17 protein-coding genes, 1 tRNA gene and 4 pseudogenes are annotated in these 19,578 nt (G+C 58.2%); 9 read left to right on the forward strand and 13 right to left on the reverse strand.

Annotation, left to right across the window (positions count from 1 at the left end; translation table 11 throughout):
* Window positions 1-193 precede the first annotated feature (193 nt).
* From PSQ19_RS14850 to PSQ19_RS14885, 8 genes and pseudogenes are all read left to right on the forward strand, one after another.
* Window positions 194-730 (forward strand): hypothetical protein, encoded by a 537-nt coding sequence (locus PSQ19_RS14850; protein WP_282218367.1) that lies wholly within the window; start codon window positions 194-196, stop codon window positions 728-730.
* A gap of 139 nt (window positions 731-869) precedes the next feature.
* On the forward strand, window positions 870-1,199 hold the full coding sequence (locus PSQ19_RS14855; protein WP_282218368.1) for an extracellular solute-binding protein: 330 nt from the start codon (window positions 870-872) through the stop codon (window positions 1,197-1,199).
* 34 nt (window positions 1,200-1,233) lie between these two features.
* Window positions 1,234-1,614, forward strand: a complete 381-nt coding sequence (locus PSQ19_RS14860) for a type 2 periplasmic-binding domain-containing protein (RefSeq protein ID WP_282218369.1) — start codon at window positions 1,234-1,236, stop codon at window positions 1,612-1,614.
* Window positions 1,511-2,089: an extracellular solute-binding protein gene (locus tag PSQ19_RS14865; RefSeq protein ID WP_282218370.1), complete on the forward strand. Its 579-nt coding sequence runs from the start codon at window positions 1,511-1,513 to the stop codon at window positions 2,087-2,089. The genes PSQ19_RS14860 and PSQ19_RS14865 overlap by 104 nt, the downstream gene beginning before the upstream one ends.
* 54 nt (window positions 2,090-2,143) lie before the next feature.
* The gene (locus PSQ19_RS14870; RefSeq protein WP_282218371.1) at window positions 2,144-3,028 is read left to right on the forward strand and encodes a carbohydrate ABC transporter permease; all 885 of its coding nucleotides are present in this window, start codon (window positions 2,144-2,146) and stop codon (window positions 3,026-3,028) included.
* Window positions 3,025-3,855: a carbohydrate ABC transporter permease gene (locus PSQ19_RS14875; RefSeq protein ID WP_282218372.1), complete on the forward strand. Its 831-nt coding sequence runs from the start codon at window positions 3,025-3,027 to the stop codon at window positions 3,853-3,855. Before PSQ19_RS14870 ends, PSQ19_RS14875 begins: the two co-directional genes overlap by 4 nt.
* 17 nt (window positions 3,856-3,872) lie before the next feature.
* Window positions 3,873-5,423 (forward strand): sulfatase-like hydrolase/transferase, encoded by a 1,551-nt coding sequence (locus tag PSQ19_RS14880; RefSeq protein ID WP_282218373.1) that lies wholly within the window; start codon window positions 3,873-3,875, stop codon window positions 5,421-5,423.
* Window positions 5,420-6,523: pseudogene (locus PSQ19_RS14885) on the forward strand (ABC transporter ATP-binding protein). The gene PSQ19_RS14880 and the pseudogene PSQ19_RS14885 overlap by 4 nt, the downstream one beginning before the upstream one ends.
* 784 nt (window positions 6,524-7,307) lie before the next feature.
* Here the strand turns inward: PSQ19_RS14885 and PSQ19_RS14890 are convergent.
* Window positions 7,308-7,384 (reverse strand) — tRNA-Arg (locus tag PSQ19_RS14890).
* A gap of 698 nt (window positions 7,385-8,082) precedes the next feature.
* Between PSQ19_RS14890 and PSQ19_RS14895 the strand changes: the two genes are divergently transcribed.
* Window positions 8,083-9,300: an alpha/beta fold hydrolase gene (locus PSQ19_RS14895; RefSeq protein WP_282218374.1), complete on the forward strand. Its 1,218-nt coding sequence runs from the start codon at window positions 8,083-8,085 to the stop codon at window positions 9,298-9,300.
* On the opposite strand, the gene PSQ19_RS14900 is transcribed toward PSQ19_RS14895, so the two are convergent.
* From PSQ19_RS14900 to PSQ19_RS19480, 12 genes and pseudogenes are all read right to left on the reverse strand, one after another.
* Complete coding sequence (locus tag PSQ19_RS14900; protein WP_282218375.1) at window positions 9,260-10,645, reverse strand: bifunctional folylpolyglutamate synthase/dihydrofolate synthase; 1,386 nt, start codon at window positions 10,643-10,645, stop codon at window positions 9,260-9,262. The genes PSQ19_RS14895 and PSQ19_RS14900 overlap by 41 nt on opposite strands.
* Before the next feature lie 94 nt (window positions 10,646-10,739).
* Entirely contained in the window at window positions 10,740-11,723 is a 984-nt protein-coding gene (gene accD / locus PSQ19_RS14905; RefSeq protein ID WP_282218376.1) for an acetyl-CoA carboxylase, carboxyltransferase subunit beta, read from the reverse strand.
* Window positions 11,724-11,823: 100 nt separating this feature from the next.
* A pseudogene (trpA, locus tag PSQ19_RS14910) lies at window positions 11,824-12,647 on the reverse strand (tryptophan synthase subunit alpha).
* Window positions 12,647-13,868 (reverse strand): annotated as a pseudogene (trpB, locus tag PSQ19_RS14915) (tryptophan synthase subunit beta). Before trpB ends, trpA begins: the two co-directional pseudogenes overlap by 1 nt.
* 41 nt (window positions 13,869-13,909) lie before the next feature.
* Entirely contained in the window at window positions 13,910-14,557 is a 648-nt protein-coding gene (locus tag PSQ19_RS14920) for a phosphoribosylanthranilate isomerase (RefSeq protein ID WP_282218377.1), read from the reverse strand.
* Between the two features lie 70 nt (window positions 14,558-14,627).
* Window positions 14,628-14,990 (reverse strand): lipopolysaccharide assembly protein LapA domain-containing protein, encoded by a 363-nt coding sequence (locus PSQ19_RS14925; RefSeq protein WP_282218378.1) that lies wholly within the window; start codon window positions 14,988-14,990, stop codon window positions 14,628-14,630.
* 127 nt (window positions 14,991-15,117) lie between these two features.
* Entirely contained in the window at window positions 15,118-15,399 is a 282-nt protein-coding gene (locus tag PSQ19_RS14930; protein ID WP_282218379.1) for an integration host factor subunit beta, read from the reverse strand.
* A 50-nt stretch (window positions 15,400-15,449) separates the two neighbouring features.
* The gene (sppA, locus tag PSQ19_RS14935; RefSeq protein ID WP_282218380.1) at window positions 15,450-16,397 is read right to left on the reverse strand and encodes a signal peptide peptidase SppA; all 948 of its coding nucleotides are present in this window, start codon (window positions 16,395-16,397) and stop codon (window positions 15,450-15,452) included.
* A gap of 63 nt (window positions 16,398-16,460) precedes the next feature.
* Window positions 16,461-16,967, reverse strand: coding sequence for a GNAT family N-acetyltransferase (locus tag PSQ19_RS14940; protein WP_282218381.1), 507 nt, complete (start codon window positions 16,965-16,967; stop codon window positions 16,461-16,463).
* A gap of 70 nt (window positions 16,968-17,037) precedes the next feature.
* Window positions 17,038-18,741, reverse strand: coding sequence for a 30S ribosomal protein S1 (gene rpsA, locus PSQ19_RS14945; RefSeq protein WP_282218382.1), 1,704 nt, complete (start codon window positions 18,739-18,741; stop codon window positions 17,038-17,040).
* Window positions 18,742-18,928: 187 nt separating this feature from the next.
* Entirely contained in the window at window positions 18,929-19,384 is a 456-nt protein-coding gene (locus PSQ19_RS14950; RefSeq protein ID WP_328517668.1) for a (d)CMP kinase, read from the reverse strand.
* Window positions 19,385-19,496: 112 nt separating this feature from the next.
* A pseudogene (locus tag PSQ19_RS19480) lies at window positions 19,497-19,571 on the reverse strand (hypothetical protein); the annotation flags it as partial.
* Window positions 19,572-19,578 lie beyond the last annotated feature (7 nt).

Genomic DNA, 19,578 nt, shown 5'->3' on the forward strand with positions numbered 1-19,578 from the left:
ACACCCTCTCACATGTTCGAATGGGCAGACAGTGTCTGGTTCCGCGCACTCTGGCGTGCCTTCACACCGGCCGGGCTTCAGGCGCGCATCCATGCGGCAGCCGGGCGGCCGACCGTACTGCTCAACAATCCGCAATCGGTGGCGATGGCAGAAGCGCTAACGCTGCCGCCGAAGGCGAGCCTTCCTCTACATCATGGTGGGCCTCGGCCTCGGTTCCTCCTTCGTCACGGGCCAGTCACTGAACACCCAAATTTGGCGGAGCGCCGGGGAACTTGGGTTCATAATTCATGATGGTGAACCGCTTGGCCGCATCCTGTCAGCCTCGGGATTACGCGATTTTCTTGGCCTGAGCGAGGCACAAGGTCAGTATGAGCCTCTGATCGAGCAAGCTTTTGCGCAGGGTGATCCGCGTCTCAACGCATGGCTGTACCAGTCGGCAGGCCTGTTGAGGATGGTGATCAATTTTCTCGAGAATGCAATGCGGCCCGACGGCATCCGTCTTGGCGGCTTCCTACCGCGGCCCGTGCTGGAGGCGCTGGCGGCACAGACCTTGCCGCTCGACGTCTCCGTGGTGGACCCAGAGCATGCCTCCGATCGGCTAATGCCTCGGTTCAGTCTGGCTGAACGATCCGCCGATTTCATCCCGCTCGGCGCCGGAGCCATGACCTTGTCGAGTCACGCAAACCCTGCTTTTTCCGAACTCGTCGGCGCGCTTCGATCCCGGTCCTGACCCGGGCACAAATGCCAACACTGCCCTGTCAAATAGGCCGGAGGGAGGTTGACAGCTTACGGAAATAGAATTTATAAACCTACTTGCTAAAATAGATGGCACGTCTCTATGGATGGCCTGACAGCGGGAGGAGAACCGAATGAAGTCCGAATTGAAAACAGGCCTTGTGTTGGTGGCAGGAGCATTGATGACGACAATGGCGTCAGCGCAGGACCTGACGATGTACACGTTCTACACCACAGACGTGCCTTACTACGAAACAGTCATCGCTGCATACGAGGCGGCCAATCCCGGCGTGACAATCAATGTCGAAGTGTTCCAGAACACTGCATATGACGCGGCCCTCCGCACCGCATTCGCCGGCGGTGATATCCCTGATATCATTAGTGTCGAGCCCGACGCCCGTGCTGTAGGCATGTATCCGCTGATCGAGGCGGGTCAGGCTCGAGTCTCTGAACGATCTCTATAAGCGCGAGGGTTGGGACAAGAGTTTTAACGAAAGCGTGCTGCGCCAACTGAATGTTGATGGCACCTTCTATTCGGTGGCCGTGGACGTGAACAGCTTCCAGTTGTTCTACAATCAAGCGATGCTGGATAAGTACGGCGTCGAGCCGCCAGAATCCTACGGTGACCTCAAGCATATGGCTGAGGCGATGAACCCTGATGATGTGTACCCGATTGCCTTCTTCAACCGTTTCCCACAGCGCGGCCGCGACTATTTCTACATGATTGCCGGCCAGGCTCGATCCCGAAATCATCCGCAAGGCGGATTCTGGGGAAGTGCCGTGGACCGATCCAATTCTGGTGGAGGCGGCACAAAAGCTGAAAGACATGGTCAGCGACGGCATCTTTATGCCCGGCATCAACGGTATGAACGCGGATGAGCAAAATCAGGCATGGTATGTCGGTCGCGCCGCGATGGTGCTGTCGGGTCCCTGGGACATAGTTCCCTATACGACCAATGCACCCGAGGGGTTCGATCTGAAGGTGATGCGCTTCCCGCCACTGTTCGACGGGGTCAAGCAAGGCACTTCTCCCGGTGGTGTCGGCAAGAATTATGCAGTCCCCAAGGGCGACAATGTCGAGGCCGCCAAGGATTTCCTAGCATATTTGCTAAGTCCCGAAGTCATGAAGGGCTATGTGGAAGCCAACCGGATAATCGCTCCCTACTCTGGACCAAACGACGATACTACCGATCCACTATTGCAAGTCTTCATCGAAAACCAGAAGACAAATTTGGTTCCGCGAGTGCTACTGAACGCCGATGTGCTTGAGGCACTCGGCGGCGCGATCCAAGGAGTGCTGTCGGACGAGATTACGCCCACCGAAGCAATGCAGGAAGTCGAAGACGCCCGTTGATGACGCCTTCATCCGCCCCCCTCGCGTGAGCGGGGGCGGCACTCGGAGTCTAAGATGCCCAAAATCTCCATCGGTATCTCTGCCGAAACCCGGACGGGCTGGCGGTTCTTATCGCCCGCCATCCTTCTGGTGCTGGCGATTGCCATCATTCCAGCCTTGTATACGCTCGGAATGAGCTTCTATTCCTGGAACGGATTGTCGGCAAAATGGACATTCGTCGGTTTGCAAAACTACCGCGACATGCTGGGCGACAAAACATTGATGCAGGCGATCCGCAATACCGCGATATTTACCCTGGCCAATGTGATCCTCAAACCGGCCGCAGCCCTCTGCCTCGCCTACGCCATTGAGAGCGTTCGGTTGACGTGGTTGCGCGTAACCTACCGGACAATTTTCTTTTCCACCTCGCTGATCTCTGCCGCCATCGCGGCGATGATCTGGTCCTTTGTGTACGAGCCCAATGTTGGCCTTCTGAATCGCTTGCTGGGCAGCAACCACATGTGGTTAGGCGACCGCGATCTCGTCCTCTGGTCTATATTTGCGGTCGGATTCTGGCAGTTTCTTGGCCAGAACGCCCTTATCCTGATGGCCGGGCTACAATCTGTCCCGCGCGAACTCTATGATGCGGCCGAGATGGACGGTGCACGCACGTGGGGCATGTTCCGCTTTGTCGCCTTCCCACATCTCAAGGGCTTCATCGCAATTGTCGTGGTGATCAACATCATCAACAACCTGAAAGCCTATGACCTGTTCAAGGTGATGACTGACGGCGGCCCTCGGCATGCCTCAGAAGTGGTTGCAACCCACATCGTCAAGCAGGCCTTCGAAAAGGGTGAACTGGGGTACTCGGCAGCGATGAGCTATGCGCTGCTGCTCGTCACATTGGTGTTGGTGGTCATCTACCTCTGGCTGACCGAGTTTCGGAAGGAAGAAGCATGAGGCGCTATCATCCTCTCACGGTCGTGAAGCACCTTGTTCTCTGTCTTCTGTCCCTAGCCTTTGCGGGTCCATTTGTTTGGGTGATCGCGACCAGCCTGAAGGCATCGTCAGAGTTCTTCTCTCCAAACTTTCTGCCAATGGACGGCTTACAATGGGAAAATTACACCCAAGCCTTTGTGACCTATGGGTTGGCCCACAACTACTTTAACAGTCTCACGGTCACGGTGGCGGCAGTCGGCCTGGGCCTGGCAATCGCGCTGCTGGCGGCCTACGGAATGTTCCGGTTGCGCTTTCGCTTTCGCAACACGGTCTTTGTGGCGCTGGTCGTCGTGATGATGATGCCGCCGCAGCTTACGCTGATTTCGCAGTTTCTGCTGTTCCAGAAGTCTGGAATCCTCTACTCGCCATTAGCGCTGATACTGCCTTACACACTGGGCGTCCTGCCACTCTCTGTCTTCATACTTCGCAGTTTTTTTAAGGAACTGCCGATCGACCTTGATCACGCCGCGCGGATGGACGGAGCCACGGACCTCCAGATCGTCCGGCTTGTGCTGCTGCCGCTTTCGGTGCCGGTGCTGGCAACGGCTGGCATCCTAACTTTCATCCAAACCTGGAACGAGTTTCTGCTTGCCTCGATTTTTGTTCGCAGCGACTGGGCGACAATCCCGGTTGCGGTCGCCAACATCAACAACATAGCCACGCAGGACGGCAATCAGCCGATGAAATTCGCCGCCGTGGTCCTGTCCTTCCTTCCCTTGTTCGTTCTGTTTCTGTTTCTGCAACGCTTCTTCGTCAAGGGCCTCGCCTCGGGCGGCGTGAAGGGCTGAGTGTTGAAAGGCTTACAATGAATAAACCCCACATTCTGCTTTTCAACCCGGACCAGTGGCGTGGTGACGTGATGGGCCATCTCGGCACCGCCCTTGGCGCGACGCCGTTTATCGACAGTTTAGTCACGTCGGATGCCGTTTCCTTCGCACAGACATTTACTCAGGCAACGGTCTGTACGCCGAGCCGTTGTTCCTTCGCGACCGGGCTTTACCCGCATGTCCACGGCCATCGCTCATTGCATCACATGTTGCATGACGAGCGCGGACAGACAAACATGTTCAAGGTGCTGCGCGATGAAGGCTATTTTGTATGGTGGGGCGGCAAGAACGACCTTGTTCCCGGCGACGAGGGCCCCGAAGCGTACTCGGACATATATTTCAAGCCAGACGATGCGTTCTTCGCCCGCCACGGCTCTGGCCCTGTCGCCGACATGCACAACGGAAACCAATCTTGGCGGGGCGAACCAGGGTCCGACAGCTACTATTCTTTCCTCCGCGGCGAATTAAAGACCCCCGAAGGCGCGGAATACTACCTAGATAAGGACTGGCAGGCCGTTTTGGGTGCCTGTGAATTCATCCGCTCGGCGCCGCGGGATCGGCCCCTTTGTATCTATCTGCCGATCCTATTCCCGCATCCGCCCTATGGTGCCGAGACTCAATACCTCGCCCAGGTTGCGGACACCCCACTTCTTCCTCGCCGGCATGCAACGGATGACCAAATGTCTCGCAAGGCCGGGATGCTCTCGGGCATCCGCGCAGGGCAGGGGCTAACCGGATGGTCCGAGGAACGATGGGACCAACTTCGCAGGACCTATTATGCCATGATCGCGCGCGTCGACGCGCAGTTCCGCATGGTAGTCGAGGCCTTGAAGGAGGAGGGCTTCTACGACGACACCGCAATGTTTTTGTTTTCGGACCACGGCGATTACACCGGCGATTACGAGGTAGTCGAAAAGAACCAGAACACTTTCGAGGACTCACTCACCCGCGTCCCCCTAGTGGTGAAACCGCCGAAAGACCGTCCATGCAGCCCGGGCATCCGTGACAGCACTCTAGCCGAGCTGATAGACCTGCCGGCAACACTCTACGACTTGGCCGGGATTGATCCGGGCTATGACCACTTCGGCAAGTCCTTGCTACCCGCTGTCGCTGACCCGGCCCTGGAACATCGCGACACCGCGCATTGCGAAGGAGGGCGCCGTCCTGAGGAGGTGCAAGCCTCGGAACGGGAGTCATTGCTACAGTTTGGTGATGAACCAGAGCAGGGGCATTATTATCCACGTATTAACCTTCAAGTGACACGCCCCGACCTGCATAACCGCGCCGTGATGATCCGGACGCTCGATGCGAAATATATCCGACGGTTGGGAGAGGCGGACGAATTCTACGATCTCACGGTCGATCCTATGGAGCTGGACAACCGGATCGATGATCTTACCTGTGCCAGCCGTATCGCAAAGCTGAAAGAGCGCCTCTTAAGCTGGTATCTTGAAACTTCGGACACTCTGCCTCGCCAAACCGACGGGCGTTGGCCCAGCACACCCGCCGCCGTGGAGACCCCCGCATGACCTTTCTCGAGATACGCAGCTTGCAAAAACATTATGGCCGTCAACAGGCGCTGATTGATATCGAGGCTCTCAATCGGAAAGGGCGAGTTCGTTGTCATGGTCGGACCTTCTGGTTGTGGGAAATCGACCCTTCTGCGCACCATAGCCGGGCTGGAGGACGCAACCTCGGGCGAGATTGTGCTAAACGGGCGAGATGTTACGAATGTCGCCCCGCGTGACCGCGGCTTCGCCATGGTTTTCCAGAACTATGCACTCTACCCGCATCTGACCGTGGCCGAGAATCTGGGCTTTGCCCTGCGGCTCGCTGGTCAACCCAAGGCCGAGATAAACGCCGCGGTCGATCGCGTCGCGGAGACGTTGCAGATTACCGACCTGCTAACGAAGAAGCCACGCCAGCTGTCCGGCGGCCAGCGGCAGCGAGTTGCCATCGGCCGTGCCATCGTCCGACAGCCCTCGGTGTTTCTGTTCGATGAACCGCTTTCGAACCTAGACGCCGCCCTTCGCGCCCAGATGCGGGTTGAATTGGCGGCATTGCACCAACGACTTGGCACATCGATGATCTACGTCACCCATGACCAGGTCGAGGCGATGACAATGGCTGACAGGATAGTGCTAATGCGGGCTGGTCTGGTCGAGCAGCAGGGCACACCACTTGACCTATACAACCGCCCCGCCAATCGCTTCGTGGCCGGGTTCCTCGGTGCACCCCGGATCAACTTCATACCCGCACGCATAGCGGCGGCGGGTTGGGCCGAACTCGCATCAGGGCGCCGAATGCAAATTCCTGCGGCGACGCTCGCCCCCGGAACTGAGGTTACGCTTGGACTCCGTCCTGAGCATTTTGTGGTCGACGATACATCGAATATCGACGACAGTTTCGAGGGAAAGGTTGTTCTCGAGGAACGGCTCGGTCGCGAGACTGTGCTGCATATCGATGCCCCGGATCTTCCGCTAGACCCGTCAGAGCAAACGCATTTGGTGATTCAGCGCAATGTCCAGTCGGCGTTCAGTACCGGCGACGTCCTGCGCTTCTGGTTCCCCCCGAAAAGGTCATTGTTTTCGGTTCCGACGGAAAGGCGCTAGCGACTGTGAAGGATTGAGAGCCGCAATCAGCAATTCTCGATCTCGATTTTCTCTGCCTTGAGATCTCGCCAAATCGCGCGGTGACAACACATGGATGGTGTTGGCCGGAAACACGGTTCGGGCAACATGACTGTACCGTCTGGACAATGTGTACTGTTCAAAATACGTTCAGGCGCTCATCAGCATATATACAATTTCGACCATTTGTGACCTCGGACGCACGGCACAATAAAGGCTGCACGCCGATCGGTGCCGGAACCCCTTATCGCAATTCCAAGGCGTGAGAAACGCCGGGGCCGCTGAAGGTTATTGAATAGCTTGTCGCACTCCGGAAGATGCATCAACAATGATGGCTGCCCTTTCCAACATATATGATTTGCGTCCGGCGGATGCACATCTTGGCTCGACCAAAGTTGCAAGTGGCCTTGGGCGCGCAAAAAGTTGATGGTACTGCTCCGGCAGTTACCCAAGCGGGTCAGCAGATCGGCGACAGTAGTGCGTTCGAGCCGGGATGGATCATAGGCTAGTGCCAGCCTGACAAGTTTTATTAATCTGTCTGATCTTCATGTCTTGGAATAGTTCGCCATGGACTTGCGGTCGCAATAAGTGCATTGCGCCAACGGCGGGCGATGACGTGTTCTGAACGGCGGCGGTGGCCAAAAGCGCGCATCGCTTGTGGCGACTAAGTCATAGAAAATCGTTAGTATATTTCTCGTCGACCAGACAGACGAGTACACTGACATAGTGCTGCCGCGAACAATCCCTCAACGGCGGAAATATCGCTTAACTCATTGAAATAATTGGCGCACCCGACACGATTCGAACGTGTGGCCTCTGCCTTCGGAGGGCAGCGCTCTATCCAGCTGAGCTACGGGTGCATTTGGCGGGCCATGTCGGTCCGGCTGAATGGGGTGCAACCTAACCAAAGTCGGGGCGGTGTGCAACGGGGCTTTTGGTAAATGGCGGTCGTGGAATTTTGCGCTGCTCCGCGGGCAGCGGCCACCCGTTCGAATCGTTAAAGGTGTGCCGATAGCATGCCTGTGTTGGGTTGCAAATCTGGCTGAGTAATCGCTGAAGCGCCCCATTGTTGGGAGTTGCTTGGCCGGTATTATTTAACGGCCGTCGTGGACGGGCGTGCTGACCAATGTAATTTATGGCCCGCGCGTTAGTTGATCCGGGCAGTGCATCCACCAGCATGTTTGGTGGGCGGTTCGGAAAAATGGCTCGAATCGTTGTTTATCCTCGATTGCTGAAAACCCCCTAGCGCGATGTCTGAGGTGGGCAGGCCTTTCACAAAGATATGAGCGACATGTTGTAAGGCTGCCTTTCTAACATTGCTCCGAAGTCGTGCGGCTCGCCTGCCATAAAATTCAGTGTCAATAGACCCGTCCGGTCGCCGACAAATGGTGATGTCAAGTTGCTGCGTCATGGTTGGATTCCCGTTTACTGACTATGCAGCGCAGCATGATCCGTTTCCCATAGGCGCGCTTGAGGAGTGCCTTGTTGATTCCTTGTCTTTTCCTGATTTTCCTTTTGCCGCGATAGTGTCGATGGCGCTTTGTGGTATCATCTTGCCATGCGCTATAGATTTGGTTCGTTCGAACTGGTCGAGGAAACCCGCGAGCTACTGGAGCTGGGACAGCCGCGCACTGTTGAACCGCAAGTCTTCGACCTATTGTGCCAACTGTTGCAGTCGCGTGATCGCGTTGTCACCCAAGACGAACTCATCGCAACGGTATGGAACCGAAATATCGTTTCCGACGCTGCAATCAGCGCCCGCATCAGTGCTGCACGGGCGGCCATTAACGACAATGGAAAAAGCCAACAATGGATCAGGACGATGCCGCGTCGTGGCTTTCGCTTCGTCGGCGCGGTCGAGCAGTCCGATAACACCCACCCCGCTGCGATGGTCAGCAACCAACCGGTGTCTCAACAACAGCGCGTTGCCTTCTGCCGTTCGAGCGACGGCGCGCGCATCGCCTATGCGACCAGCGGGCAGGGTTATCCCCTGGTGAAAGCGGGGCACTGGCTTACACATCTCGAACATGACTGGCGCAGCCCGATCTGGCGGCCATTTCTCGATGCCATGAACAAGAAGTTCCGGGTTCTCCGCTATGATCAACGCGGTAACGGCCTGTCTGATTGGGACATCGCGACGTTTTCGCTAGACGCCTTCGTTGACGACCTGGAAGCCGTCGTCGATGCGGCCGGTCTTGATCGCTTTGCGCTATACGGCACCTCGCAAGGCGCACCGATTGCCCTCGCCTACGCCTGCCGTCACCCGGCGCGCGTCAGTCATTTGGTGCTTCATGGTGGCTTTGAAAAAGGGCGCCTGATCCGATTGGCCGAAAGCGAGCGGGCGCAGGGCGAAGCCATTCTGACATTGATGCGCCACGGCTGGGGCAAACCCGATAGTGCCTTTATCAACGCCTTTGCCGCCATGTTCATTCCCGACGGCAATCGAGAACAGGTCGAATCCCTGGTTGACTTGCAACGTCAGACAACGTCGCCCGAAAATGCCGTTGCCATACGATCCGCGGTGGATCGGTTCGATGTCAGCAATACGCTGGACAAAGTCATTGCGCCGACGCTCGTTATCCACGCCCGTCACGACGCCGTACAACCACTTGACGAGGGTCGCCAACTCGCCGCGAGGATCGCCGGGGCAGAATTTTTAATGCTTGAGAGCCGCAATCATGTGGTTCTGGAACAGGAGAAAGCCTGGCCGATACTCATTGATAGACTGGAGAAGTTTATCCTCCAACACGCACCCGAACCTGATCTGCCATTCTAGCCAGATCGGCAATGTTCCCAAATTTCTCGGATGGATGCATGGCATCGAAATGCCTAGTCTGGGGGGTGCCGTTGGCGTGGAGCACTTGGCCGGCAAGATAGAGAGAGCCAGAGATCAGCACCCGTGCTCCCGGCACATCGGCGGCTGCGCGCAGGGCGGCTTTGATTGATCGACAGGCTTTGGCATCAAATCCGGCTTTACGCGCCTCGGCCGCGATATGATCGGCTGAATGGGCGTTTTGCTCGCCTGGGATGGTCAAGGTCAGGATGCGCTCGATCTTGCCCGAGAATGGCGCCAACACATCGGTGGGACTGCGTGTGTTCATCATCCCCAGGATCAGCACCAGCGGCGCCGGGCGCGCTTTGTTCATCGCCGCCAACGCCCCCGATAGTGCGCGGGTGCCATGGGCATTATGGCCACCATCGAGCCAAGGCTCTGCTCTTTCACCCAACAGGTCCCGGAGCGGTCCCTTGATCGGGGAGAGGCGGGCCGGCCAGACAACCTTGCGCAAGCCGCTGGCAATGGCAGCCTCGTCAACCGGCAAGCCGAAATGGCGCACCGCGGCAATGGCAACCCCGGCATTGTCGAACTGATGCGCGCCGATCAAGGCTGGCGGCGGCAAATCGAGCAGCCCCGCTTCGTCCTGATAGACCAGGCGTCCGTCCTGGGCGAAAGCGTCGAAATCCTGCCCGGCAACAAACGGGGTGACATCAAGGCGCCGCGCCGCATTGTCGATAACCGCCATCCCCTCATCGTGCTGGCGGGCAATGACGGCGGGGGCGCCGCGTTTCAGGATACCGGCCTTTTCGGCGGCTATTTTGGCTATGGTGTTGCCCAGAAAATGCTGGTGATCGAGGTCTACGGGCAAGATGATGGTGCCGAGCGGTCGCGCCACCACATTGGTGGTGTCAAATCGCCCGCCCATGCCCACTTCGAGCAGCAGATAATCTGCCTTGATCTGGGAGAACAGGAACAAGGCGGCGGCGGTGGTGATCTCGAAATAGGTGATCGGTTCGCCCGCATTTACCCGTTCGACATGTTCGAGGGCCTGATTGAGCCGCCGGGTCGACACCAGCCTGCCCGCAAGCCTTATGCGCTCGTTGAACCGCACCAGATGGGGCGATGTATAGACATGCACCGACCGGCCCGACGCTTCAAGAAAAGCCCGCAGATAGGCGATGGTGGACCCTTTGCCATTGGTGCCAGCGACGTGAATGACGGGCGGCAGCCGGTCTTGGGGGCGGTCCAAACGGTCGAGCAGGCGCTCGATTCGCTCCAGATGCAGATCGATCAGCTTGGGGTGCAACCCCAGCAATCGCTTGAGAATGGCGTCGGTACGGGACATGGGCAGGCCTTTGGATTCATCCTGACCTACCCGTTGTCGGTGCCCGGCTCAATGCCAATTTTTGGTCGCCTGTCCCAAATGTTGGCGGTGAACGCTATTCGGCGTGCGCGCCTTCGGGGGCGGTCACCAGATCACCCTCATCGCCACCATCACCTTCGGCGGCAATGGCGGCCTCGCGCATGGTGACGCGTGGCACTGGTGCACTCTCATTGAGTTCGGCAATCGGTGTCGATTTGGTCAAAATTCCCGCCAGCGAGGCAATGATGGCGCGCAAATCATGGCGGTGCACAACCATATCGACCATGCCGTGCTCATAAAGATATTCGGCGCGCTGAAAGCCCTTGGGCAATTTTTCGCGAATGGTCTGCTCGATCACCCGTGCCCCGGCAAAACCGATGCGGGCGCCCGGCTCGGCCAGGTGAATATCGCCCAGCATGGCGTAGGAGGCGGTAACCCCGCCCGTCGTCGGATCGGTAAAGACGACGAAAAACGGCAAGCCTGCTTCGCGCAGGCGCAACACCGCAACCGTGGTGCGTGGCATCTGCATCAGCGACAGAATACCCTCCTGCATCCGGGCGCCGCCCGAGGCCACAAACAGCACGAAAGGCGTCTTGCGATTGGCAGCGGTTTCCAGCCCGGCAATGATGCCTTGCCCGGCGGCCATCCCGAGCGAGCCGCCCATGAAATCGAAATCCTGCACCGCAACGGTGATGTCGCGCTCGTAAAGCTGGCCGGTTGCGACGATCACCGCATCGTCATTGCCGGTCTTGGCGCGCTGTTCCTTGAGACGATCCGAATAGCGTTTCTGATCGCGAAATTTCAACGGGTCCTGTGGTACCGAGCCGAGCGGAACGGTGCTGTAGTGACCATTGTCAAAAAAGTGGGCCAGGCGGTCGGCGGGCTTGATTTTCATGTGGTAGCCCGAATTGGGCACCACCCACTGATTGGCTTCCAGATCGCGATAAAACACCATCTCGCCGGATTCGGGATCCTTGACCCAGAGATTTTCCGGCGTCTCGCGCTTGTTGCCGAGAAACGAGCGGATTTTCGGGCGGACGAAATTGTCGATCCAGTTCATGAGCCATACCCCTGTGGGTTAGTCCTGTTGTCCAGGAACTAGCGTGTGATTGTGGCAATTATTATCAGGTCGAGCCGGTCAGGCAAAGCGCCCAGTGCGATTATGCCCGGGCGGACCTGACACCTTCAGCCAGGGCAGCAACCAGCACAGTGGCGGCCTCGACGGTCGTCTCGGTCGGGCGGCCATTGTCCAGTGATTGGGCGATGGCGTCGACGAGCACCGTGCCCACCACGACCCCATCGGCATCCCGTCCAATGGTTTTGGCGTCTTCAGCGCTCTTGATCCCAAACCCCACGGCAACCGGCAAATCGGTGTGGCCCTTGATGCGCTTGACCGCATCGCCAACCGCCGCGCGCGATTTGATCGCCGCACCGGTAATGCCGGTCATCGAGACGTAATAGACAAAGCCCGACGTATTGGCGAGTACCGCCGGCAGCCGCTTGTCATCTGTGGTCGGGGTTGTCAGGCGGATGAAATTGAGCCCGGCCTTAAGCGCGGGCAGGCACAATTCCTCGTCTTCTTCTGGCGGCAGATCGACAATGATCAACCCGTCAACACCCGAGGCTTTGGCAATATCGAGAAATTTTTCGACGCCAAATTTGTGGATCGGATTGTAATACCCCATCAACACCACCGGGGTGGTTTCGTCCTTGCGGCGAAAATTCTCGACCATGCCGAGCGTGCCCAATAGGGTTTGCCCGGCGGCCAAGGCGCGCTGCCCCCCAACTGGATGGCAACGCCATCCGCCATCGGATCAGAAAACGGCATGCCCAACTCGATAATATCGGCACCCGCTGCCGGCATCGCCTCGAATATTTTCTGCCCCGTGGCCAAGTCCGGATCGCCAGCCATGATGAAGGTGACGAGGGCAGGGCGGTTCTGCGCGGCGCAAGCGGCGAAACGGTCGGCGATGCGGGTACTCATTACATGCTCATCCCGAGATATTTGCCGACACTTTCCACATCCTTGTCGCCACGCCCCGAAAGGCACAGCACAATGGACTGTTCCTTGCCCATCGTGGGCGCCAGCTTCATCACTTGCGCCAGCCCATGGGCCGATTCAAGCGCTGGAATAATGCCTTCAAGCTTGGTGCACAACTGGAACGCCGCGATGGCCTCATCGTCGGTGATCGGGACATAGGTTACGCGCTTGGTATCGTGCAGAAACGAATGTTCAGGACCAACGCCGGGATAGTCGAGGCCAGCCGAAATCGAATGGCCCTCCAGAATCTGCCCGTCCTTGTCCTGCAGCAGATAGGTGCGATTGCCATGCAACACGCCGGGGCTTCCCCCGTCATCGAGGCGGCGTGGCCATTATCGACCTCAATGCCGTGCCCGCCCGCTTCGGCGCCGTAAATGGCAACCGATGGATCATCAAGAAAGGCATGAAATGTGCCAATCGCATTGGAGCCGCCGCCGACACAGGCGACAAGCGCATCGGGCAGGCCCCCTTCGGCCTCGGCAAACTGGCTTTTTATTTCCTGGCCGATCACCGCCTGAAAATCGCGCACCATTTCCGGGTAAGGGTGCGGCCCGGCGGCGGTGCCGATCAAATAATAGGTGGTATCGACATTGGTGACCCAGTCGCGCAGCGCCTCGTTCATCGCGTCCTTGAGCGTACCGGCACCCGCGCTTACGGCGCGCACCTCCGCGCCCAGCATTTTCATGCGCAGCACATTGGGCCATTGCCGTTCGACGTCGGTGGCGCCCATGAAAATGGTACAGGGCAGATCGAACTTGGCGCAGACCGTGGCAGTGGCAACGCCATGTTGCCCCGCCCCGGTTTCGGCAATGATACGAGTCTTGCCCATGCGCTTGGCCAAAAGAATTTGTCCGAGGCAATTATTGATCTTGTGTGAGCCGGTATGGTTGAGTCTCTTCGCGCTTGAACCAGATTTTGGCGCCACCAAGGCTCGGCGGTCAGCCGCTCGGCAAAATACAAGGGACTTGGCCGACCCGCATAATGGACCGACAAATCCTGCAACTGGTTTTGATAGGCCGGGTCGAGACGCGCGGCGCGATAGGCAGCTTCAAGGTCGAGAATGAGCGGCATCAGCGTTTCGGCGACAAACCGGCCACCGAAAATGCCGAAGCGGCCTTGCTCGTCAGGGCCGTTGCGCAGGGAATTAATGCCGTCAGTCGCCACAAACTATCCTAACCTGAAATCTGTGTGCGGCGCCTGCCCGTTCACAAGGCGGCGCGCGCATTGTCTATGAAAGCTTTGATCAGCTTGATGTCCTTGACGCCGGGCGCCGTTTCAACGCCCGAGGACACATCAACACCAAACGGGCGCACGGTCTTGATCGCTTCTGCCACGCTGTCCGGCGTCAGCCCACCCGAAAGCATGAACGGCTGGTCGGGGTCAAGCGCCTTGAGCAGGGACCAGTCGAAGGCAACGCCATGGCCGCCGGGCCGCTCCGCCGATTTCGGCGCCTTGGCATCGAGCAGGATACGGTCAGCCACGTCAAGAAAGGCTTGGACGTTGCCGACATCGGCAGCGGTGCCAATCGGCAATGCCTTGATGATCTCGACCCCTGCCTCGGCGCGAATGGCTTCGACGCGGTGCGGGGTCTCGGGACCGTGCAACTGGATCCAGTCCGGACCGAGTGCGGCGATTTCAGCGACGCATGAATTGTCGGGATTGACCAGCACAACACAGGTTTGCACCCGTCCGCGCGCCTCCGAGATCAGTTGAGCCAATGGCTCCAGACCGACATGGCGCGGCGAGCGCACAAAATGCATGAAACCGACCATGTCGGCGCCTGCGTCAATGGTTGCGTTGAGAATTTCGGGGGTCTTGATCCCGCAGATCTTGATTTCGAGAGGGGTCGTCATCGGGCCTATGGTGCTCAATGGTGGGGCGAATGTGGGGCAATAGGATGAAATTGGAACGCACGGCAAGTCATTAACGCAAATCCATCAAATCATCGACTTCCGAAAGCGCATTATTGCGGCTGGCCCCGGGCGTCTTGCGCTGGGCTTCCAGTTCCGAGCTGAGAGCCGCCGCCTCACGCCGCCAATGACGTTCGCGCTGACGGTGCGGCCCTTGGGTAAACCAGGTGGCAACCCCGCCAAGCAGCACGCCAACCAGGAGGACGACATAAAGTACCAAAAACAGCGGTATCCCGTAGCCGGGCGCCGTAATCTGTTCGACCGACGCGAAGGGATTGAAATTAAGGACCACCAGTTGCCGGTTCGCCAAGGCAAAAATAACCAGTACCGCACACAGCGGCACCAGAACGACCCAACCAATTATCCGCCTGTACATACGCTTGTACCTAATACCAACCTGAGCAATAGAGCAATTGCCCGCACAATGGGTACCAGTTTGCGCTCGGCAATTGCATCAAACATAGTTAGCCCGGATCGAGGGTCCCGTGAAGCGGTGATCCGGACTAGTCGCGGTTCAGGCGTTCGCGAATTTCCTTGCCCGCCTTGAACTGGGGCACATATTTCTCGCTGACATCCACCTGTTCGCCGGTGCGGGGATTGCGCCCGATACGCGCCGGGCGGTTTTTGACCGAGAAGGCCCCGAAACCGCGCAGTTCCACCCGGTCACCACGCGCCATCGCATCGCCGATCTCGTCGAGAATGGCATTGACGATATTTTCGATGTCACGTTGAAACAAGTGTGGATTTTCTTCGGCAAGCTTTTCGACAAGTTCCGATTTGATCATTTTTGCCCCCCGGGCAGTGTCACTTCGAAAATGCTAGTTTGGCCAGCACTCTAGCGGGCTGCGTCAACCTGCCAAAGCGAAACCAGCCCGTCAAGCGCGATAGGAGTCGAACCCGACAGTCCCAGCGCGGCGCGCGCCTGTCCCCCAAGGAACTGACCAAGCCAGCCAAAGCCCTGGTCGGGGTGCGGAAAGGCCGTACTGACCGGCAGTTTTTCGCCAATATTCTTCTCGCTTTCGAGCCAGTCTATCGCCTCTGCCTCCCCGCCAATGGCATCGATCAATTTGTTTTCGACCCCCATGCGGCCCGTCATGATGCGGCCATCGGCCAGCGCCAGTGCCACCGGACGGCTAAGATTGCGCCGTTCGGCCACAATATCGACGAACCATTGAAAGCTGTCATCGACCAGCGCCGCCAGCGACCGCCGCACCTCTGGCGTCATGGCTTCATCATAATCGGGTTCGGCCTTGAGCGGACCCGAGGCGATCTTGTCCAGATCCACCCCGATAGTGTCGAGCAGCTTTCCGGCATTGACATGCTGGAACAGCACCCCGATCGAGGCAACGATGGACAGACGCCGGGCAAAAATCCGGTCGGTTGCAATGGCGGTCATATAGGCCGCCGATGCACCAAGCTCATTGATCACCGCAACAACCGGCTTTTGCGCCCGCAAGGCACCCAGTGCCTCATAGAGCTCCTCGCCGCCCGCCGTTGTGCCGCCGGGCGAATTGATGGCGATGATCACCGCCTTGACCGCGTCATCCTCGCCCAGTTCGCGCAGCGCCTTGAGGCGCGCGGGATTGGTGGCAATCGTGCCATCGACAACCACCCGGGCAATATGGTCGGCCGTTGGGGCGTTGGACCAGAAAAAGCGCCCCACCAGCGCCAGGATCAACAGGGCCAGCACCATGAACGTCAGCAGACGCCAAAAACCGGCGGAACGGCGAAATTTATCGGCCGCCAGAGTGGCATGCGGGTCAGAACTGGACTGATCAGTCACGGACGGCCTCAAAACAAACGCGTTGAAGCGACCTACCGCCTCGGCGGCCCAAATGCAAGTCGATCAGGTCAGCATCCGGACCATGAAGCGGGCCGAGGCCTCGTAGGTGGCGAGCTTTTCGGCAAGATGGGGCAGGGAGCATACGGCAAAACCCTGACGCTGCCAGAAGCCGAGGCTGCCATTGACGGCGGTCAGGCTCAGGCTGGCGAAATTTTCGGTCGCCGCGTGTGCGACAAGCTCGGCGACGATGGCACCCGCCGCGCCACTGCCGCGCGCCTCGGGCAACAGCGCCAGATCGTGAATATAAAAACTGTCGGCATCGAGGGGGATTGTACCCAAAAGGCGATTGAGCGGCGGCAATTGCCCGAAACGCCACGGATGGGACAGCACATAGCCGCAATCAACACCATTCAGCGTCAAAAAGCGCGCGCCTGCTGGATAGAGCGCCATGCGCTCGGCCAATACCGCAGGCTCTTCAAAAAAATCGGGGTGGACCACGTTGGCGATGCGGTTGAGCGCCGACAGGTCGGCGCCGGTCGCGGCGCGCCAATGGATGGACGGCAAGATCATCGGCCTACTCGTAAAACCAAAAGACCCGCGCCAATAAGCGCGGGCCCCAATATTTGTCGAAAAGGAAAAACTATTCCTTGTCGCGATCCTTGAGCGCTGCGCCCAGAATGTCGCCGAGCGAAGCACCTGAGGTGGACGAGCCGTAATTGGCCACAGCTTCTTTTTCCTCGGCGATTTCGAGCGCCTTGATGGAAAGAGAAATGCGCTGGGTCTTGCGGTCGTACTGGGTGATGCGCGCATCAACCTTTTCGCCCTTGGAGAAACGCTCAGGACGCTGATCGTTGCGATCACGGCTGAGATCAGCACGGCGAATGAACGCGGTCATTTCGCTATCAGCGATCCGAACCTCGATACCGCCATCATTGACCTCGGTCACGGTGCCGGTCACGACAGAACCCTTCTTGATCCCGCCAACATCGCCGCTGGCATCGGCGATTTCGCCGGTCGACAACTGCTTGATACCAAGCGAGATGCGTTCTTTTTCAACGTCAACGTCAAGCACTTTGGCCTGCACCATGTCGCCGCGATTATAGTCGTCCAGCGCAATTTCGCCGGCCTTCTGCCAATCGATATCGGAGAGGTGAACCATGCCGTCGACATCGCCGTCCAGCCCAATGAACAAGCCGAATTCGGTCTTGTTCTTGACTTCGCCTTCGATAACAGCCCCAACAGGGAACTTCTCGGCAAAGCTTTCCCATGGATTGGCCAGGGTCTGCTTGAGGCCAAGCGAAATACGACGCTTGTCCGGATCAACTTCGAGCACGACAACTTCGACTTCCTGCGAGGTCGAAACGATCTTGCCAGGATGCACATTCTTCTTGGTCCAGCTCATTTCTGAAACGTGGATCAAGCCTTCAATGCCGGGCTCCAGTTCAACAAAGGCACCATAGTCGGTGATGTTGGTGACGCGGCCCGTAAACTTGGCTTCAACTGGATATTTGGCTTCGATGCCTTCCCATGGATCAGCCTGAAGCTGCTTCATGCCCAGCGAGATGCGGTGGCTATCATGGTTGATGCGAACGATCTGAACCTTGATGGTTTCACCGATGGTAAGCACTTCGGTCGGGTGATTGACCCGGCGCCAGGCGATATCGGTGACGTGCAACAGACCGTCAATGCCGCCCAGATCAACGAACGCACCGTAATCGGTGATGTTCTTGACCACGCCATCGACAACCTGGCCTTCTTCAAGCTGCTGAACGATTTCCGAACGCTGCTCGGCACGGCTCTCTTCAAGGATCGCCCGACGCGAAACAACGATATTGCCGCGACGCTTGTCCATCTTCAGGATCTGGAAGGGCTGCGGCACATTCATCAATGGCGCAATATCGCGGATCGGACGAATGTCCACCTGCGAACGGGGCAAGAAAGCAATCGCGCCTTCAAGATCGACGGTGAAACCACCCTTGACCTGATTGAAGATGATGCCTTCAACGCGCTCATTGGCGGTGTGCAGGGCTTCAAGCTTGACCCATGCTTCTTCACGGCGGGCTTTTTCGCGCGACAGCACGGCCTCACCGGCGGCATTTTCGACCCGGTCAACATAGACCTCGACAACCGAACCAACTTCGATCGAACCGTCACGGCCAGCCTGGCCGAATTCCTTGAGCGCGATGCGCCCTTCGGTCTTGAGACCGACATCGATGATCGCCAGATCCTTTTCGATCGCGACCACAGTACCCTTGACGACGGAACCTTCAAGCGGCTCGTTATCGATGAACGAGTCCATCAACAGGGCTTCAAAATCTTCTTTAGCGACAGTTTGCTGTGCCAAATTTCTCTCCAAATACGCCGGTGGTTAGGGGTTGAGCCATCAAATGGGAACAAGACCCGCTCAATTGGCACAATACCAACCAAGCCGGCGTAGGGGTTCGCACCCGCACAATGATGACAATTTGCAATGTTCCGGCTGGATCGCTTCAGTTGAAAATCAAAGAGCAGGATCGCAAGGGGGGATTAAGCTAGTGCTTGCCCTTGCGCGCCATGACTTCGTCGATAATCGCGACGGCTGCGCGGAGTGCGGCTTCTATACCCATAAGTGTCGTATCAAGCAAGTGCGCATCACTGGCGCGATAAAATCCGCCGTGCGGGTTGGCCATGTCGCGCGCGTCGCGCTCTTCGATCTGATGGTAAAGCGCATAACGATCCACCGTTTCGCCCCGCGCCTCCAATTGGCGCGCCCGGCGCTCCATCCGCGCCTTGCTGTCGGCCTGGATGAACAGTTTGACGTCGGCATCGGGACAGATCACCGTCCCGATATCGCGCCCGTCGAGCACCGCCCCACCCGGTTGGTTGGCAAAATTGACCTGATAGGCCCGCATTGCTTCGCGCACCGGGCCGATCACCGCCACCTTGGAGGCAAAGACCCCGGTCTGGGCGCTGGTCAATAGGCTCGACATTGTCGAGATGGTCGCCATCAAGATTGCGGGCGGCCGCAATGGCGCGCTCGACGAAATCGGGCGCCTCCAGATGCTCGCGCACTGCCCAGCCGACCGCGCGATAGAGCAGGCCGGTATCGAGATGAGCCAGGCCATAATGACGCGCCAGGCCCTGAGACAGTGTACCCTTGCCCGATGCCGCCGGACCATCAACCGCAATGATCATGATTGGC

It is taken from the genome of Devosia algicola, from assembly GCF_028816455.1.
In the GTDB taxonomy this organism is placed as follows: Bacteria; Pseudomonadota; Alphaproteobacteria; order Rhizobiales; family Devosiaceae; genus Devosia; species Devosia algicola.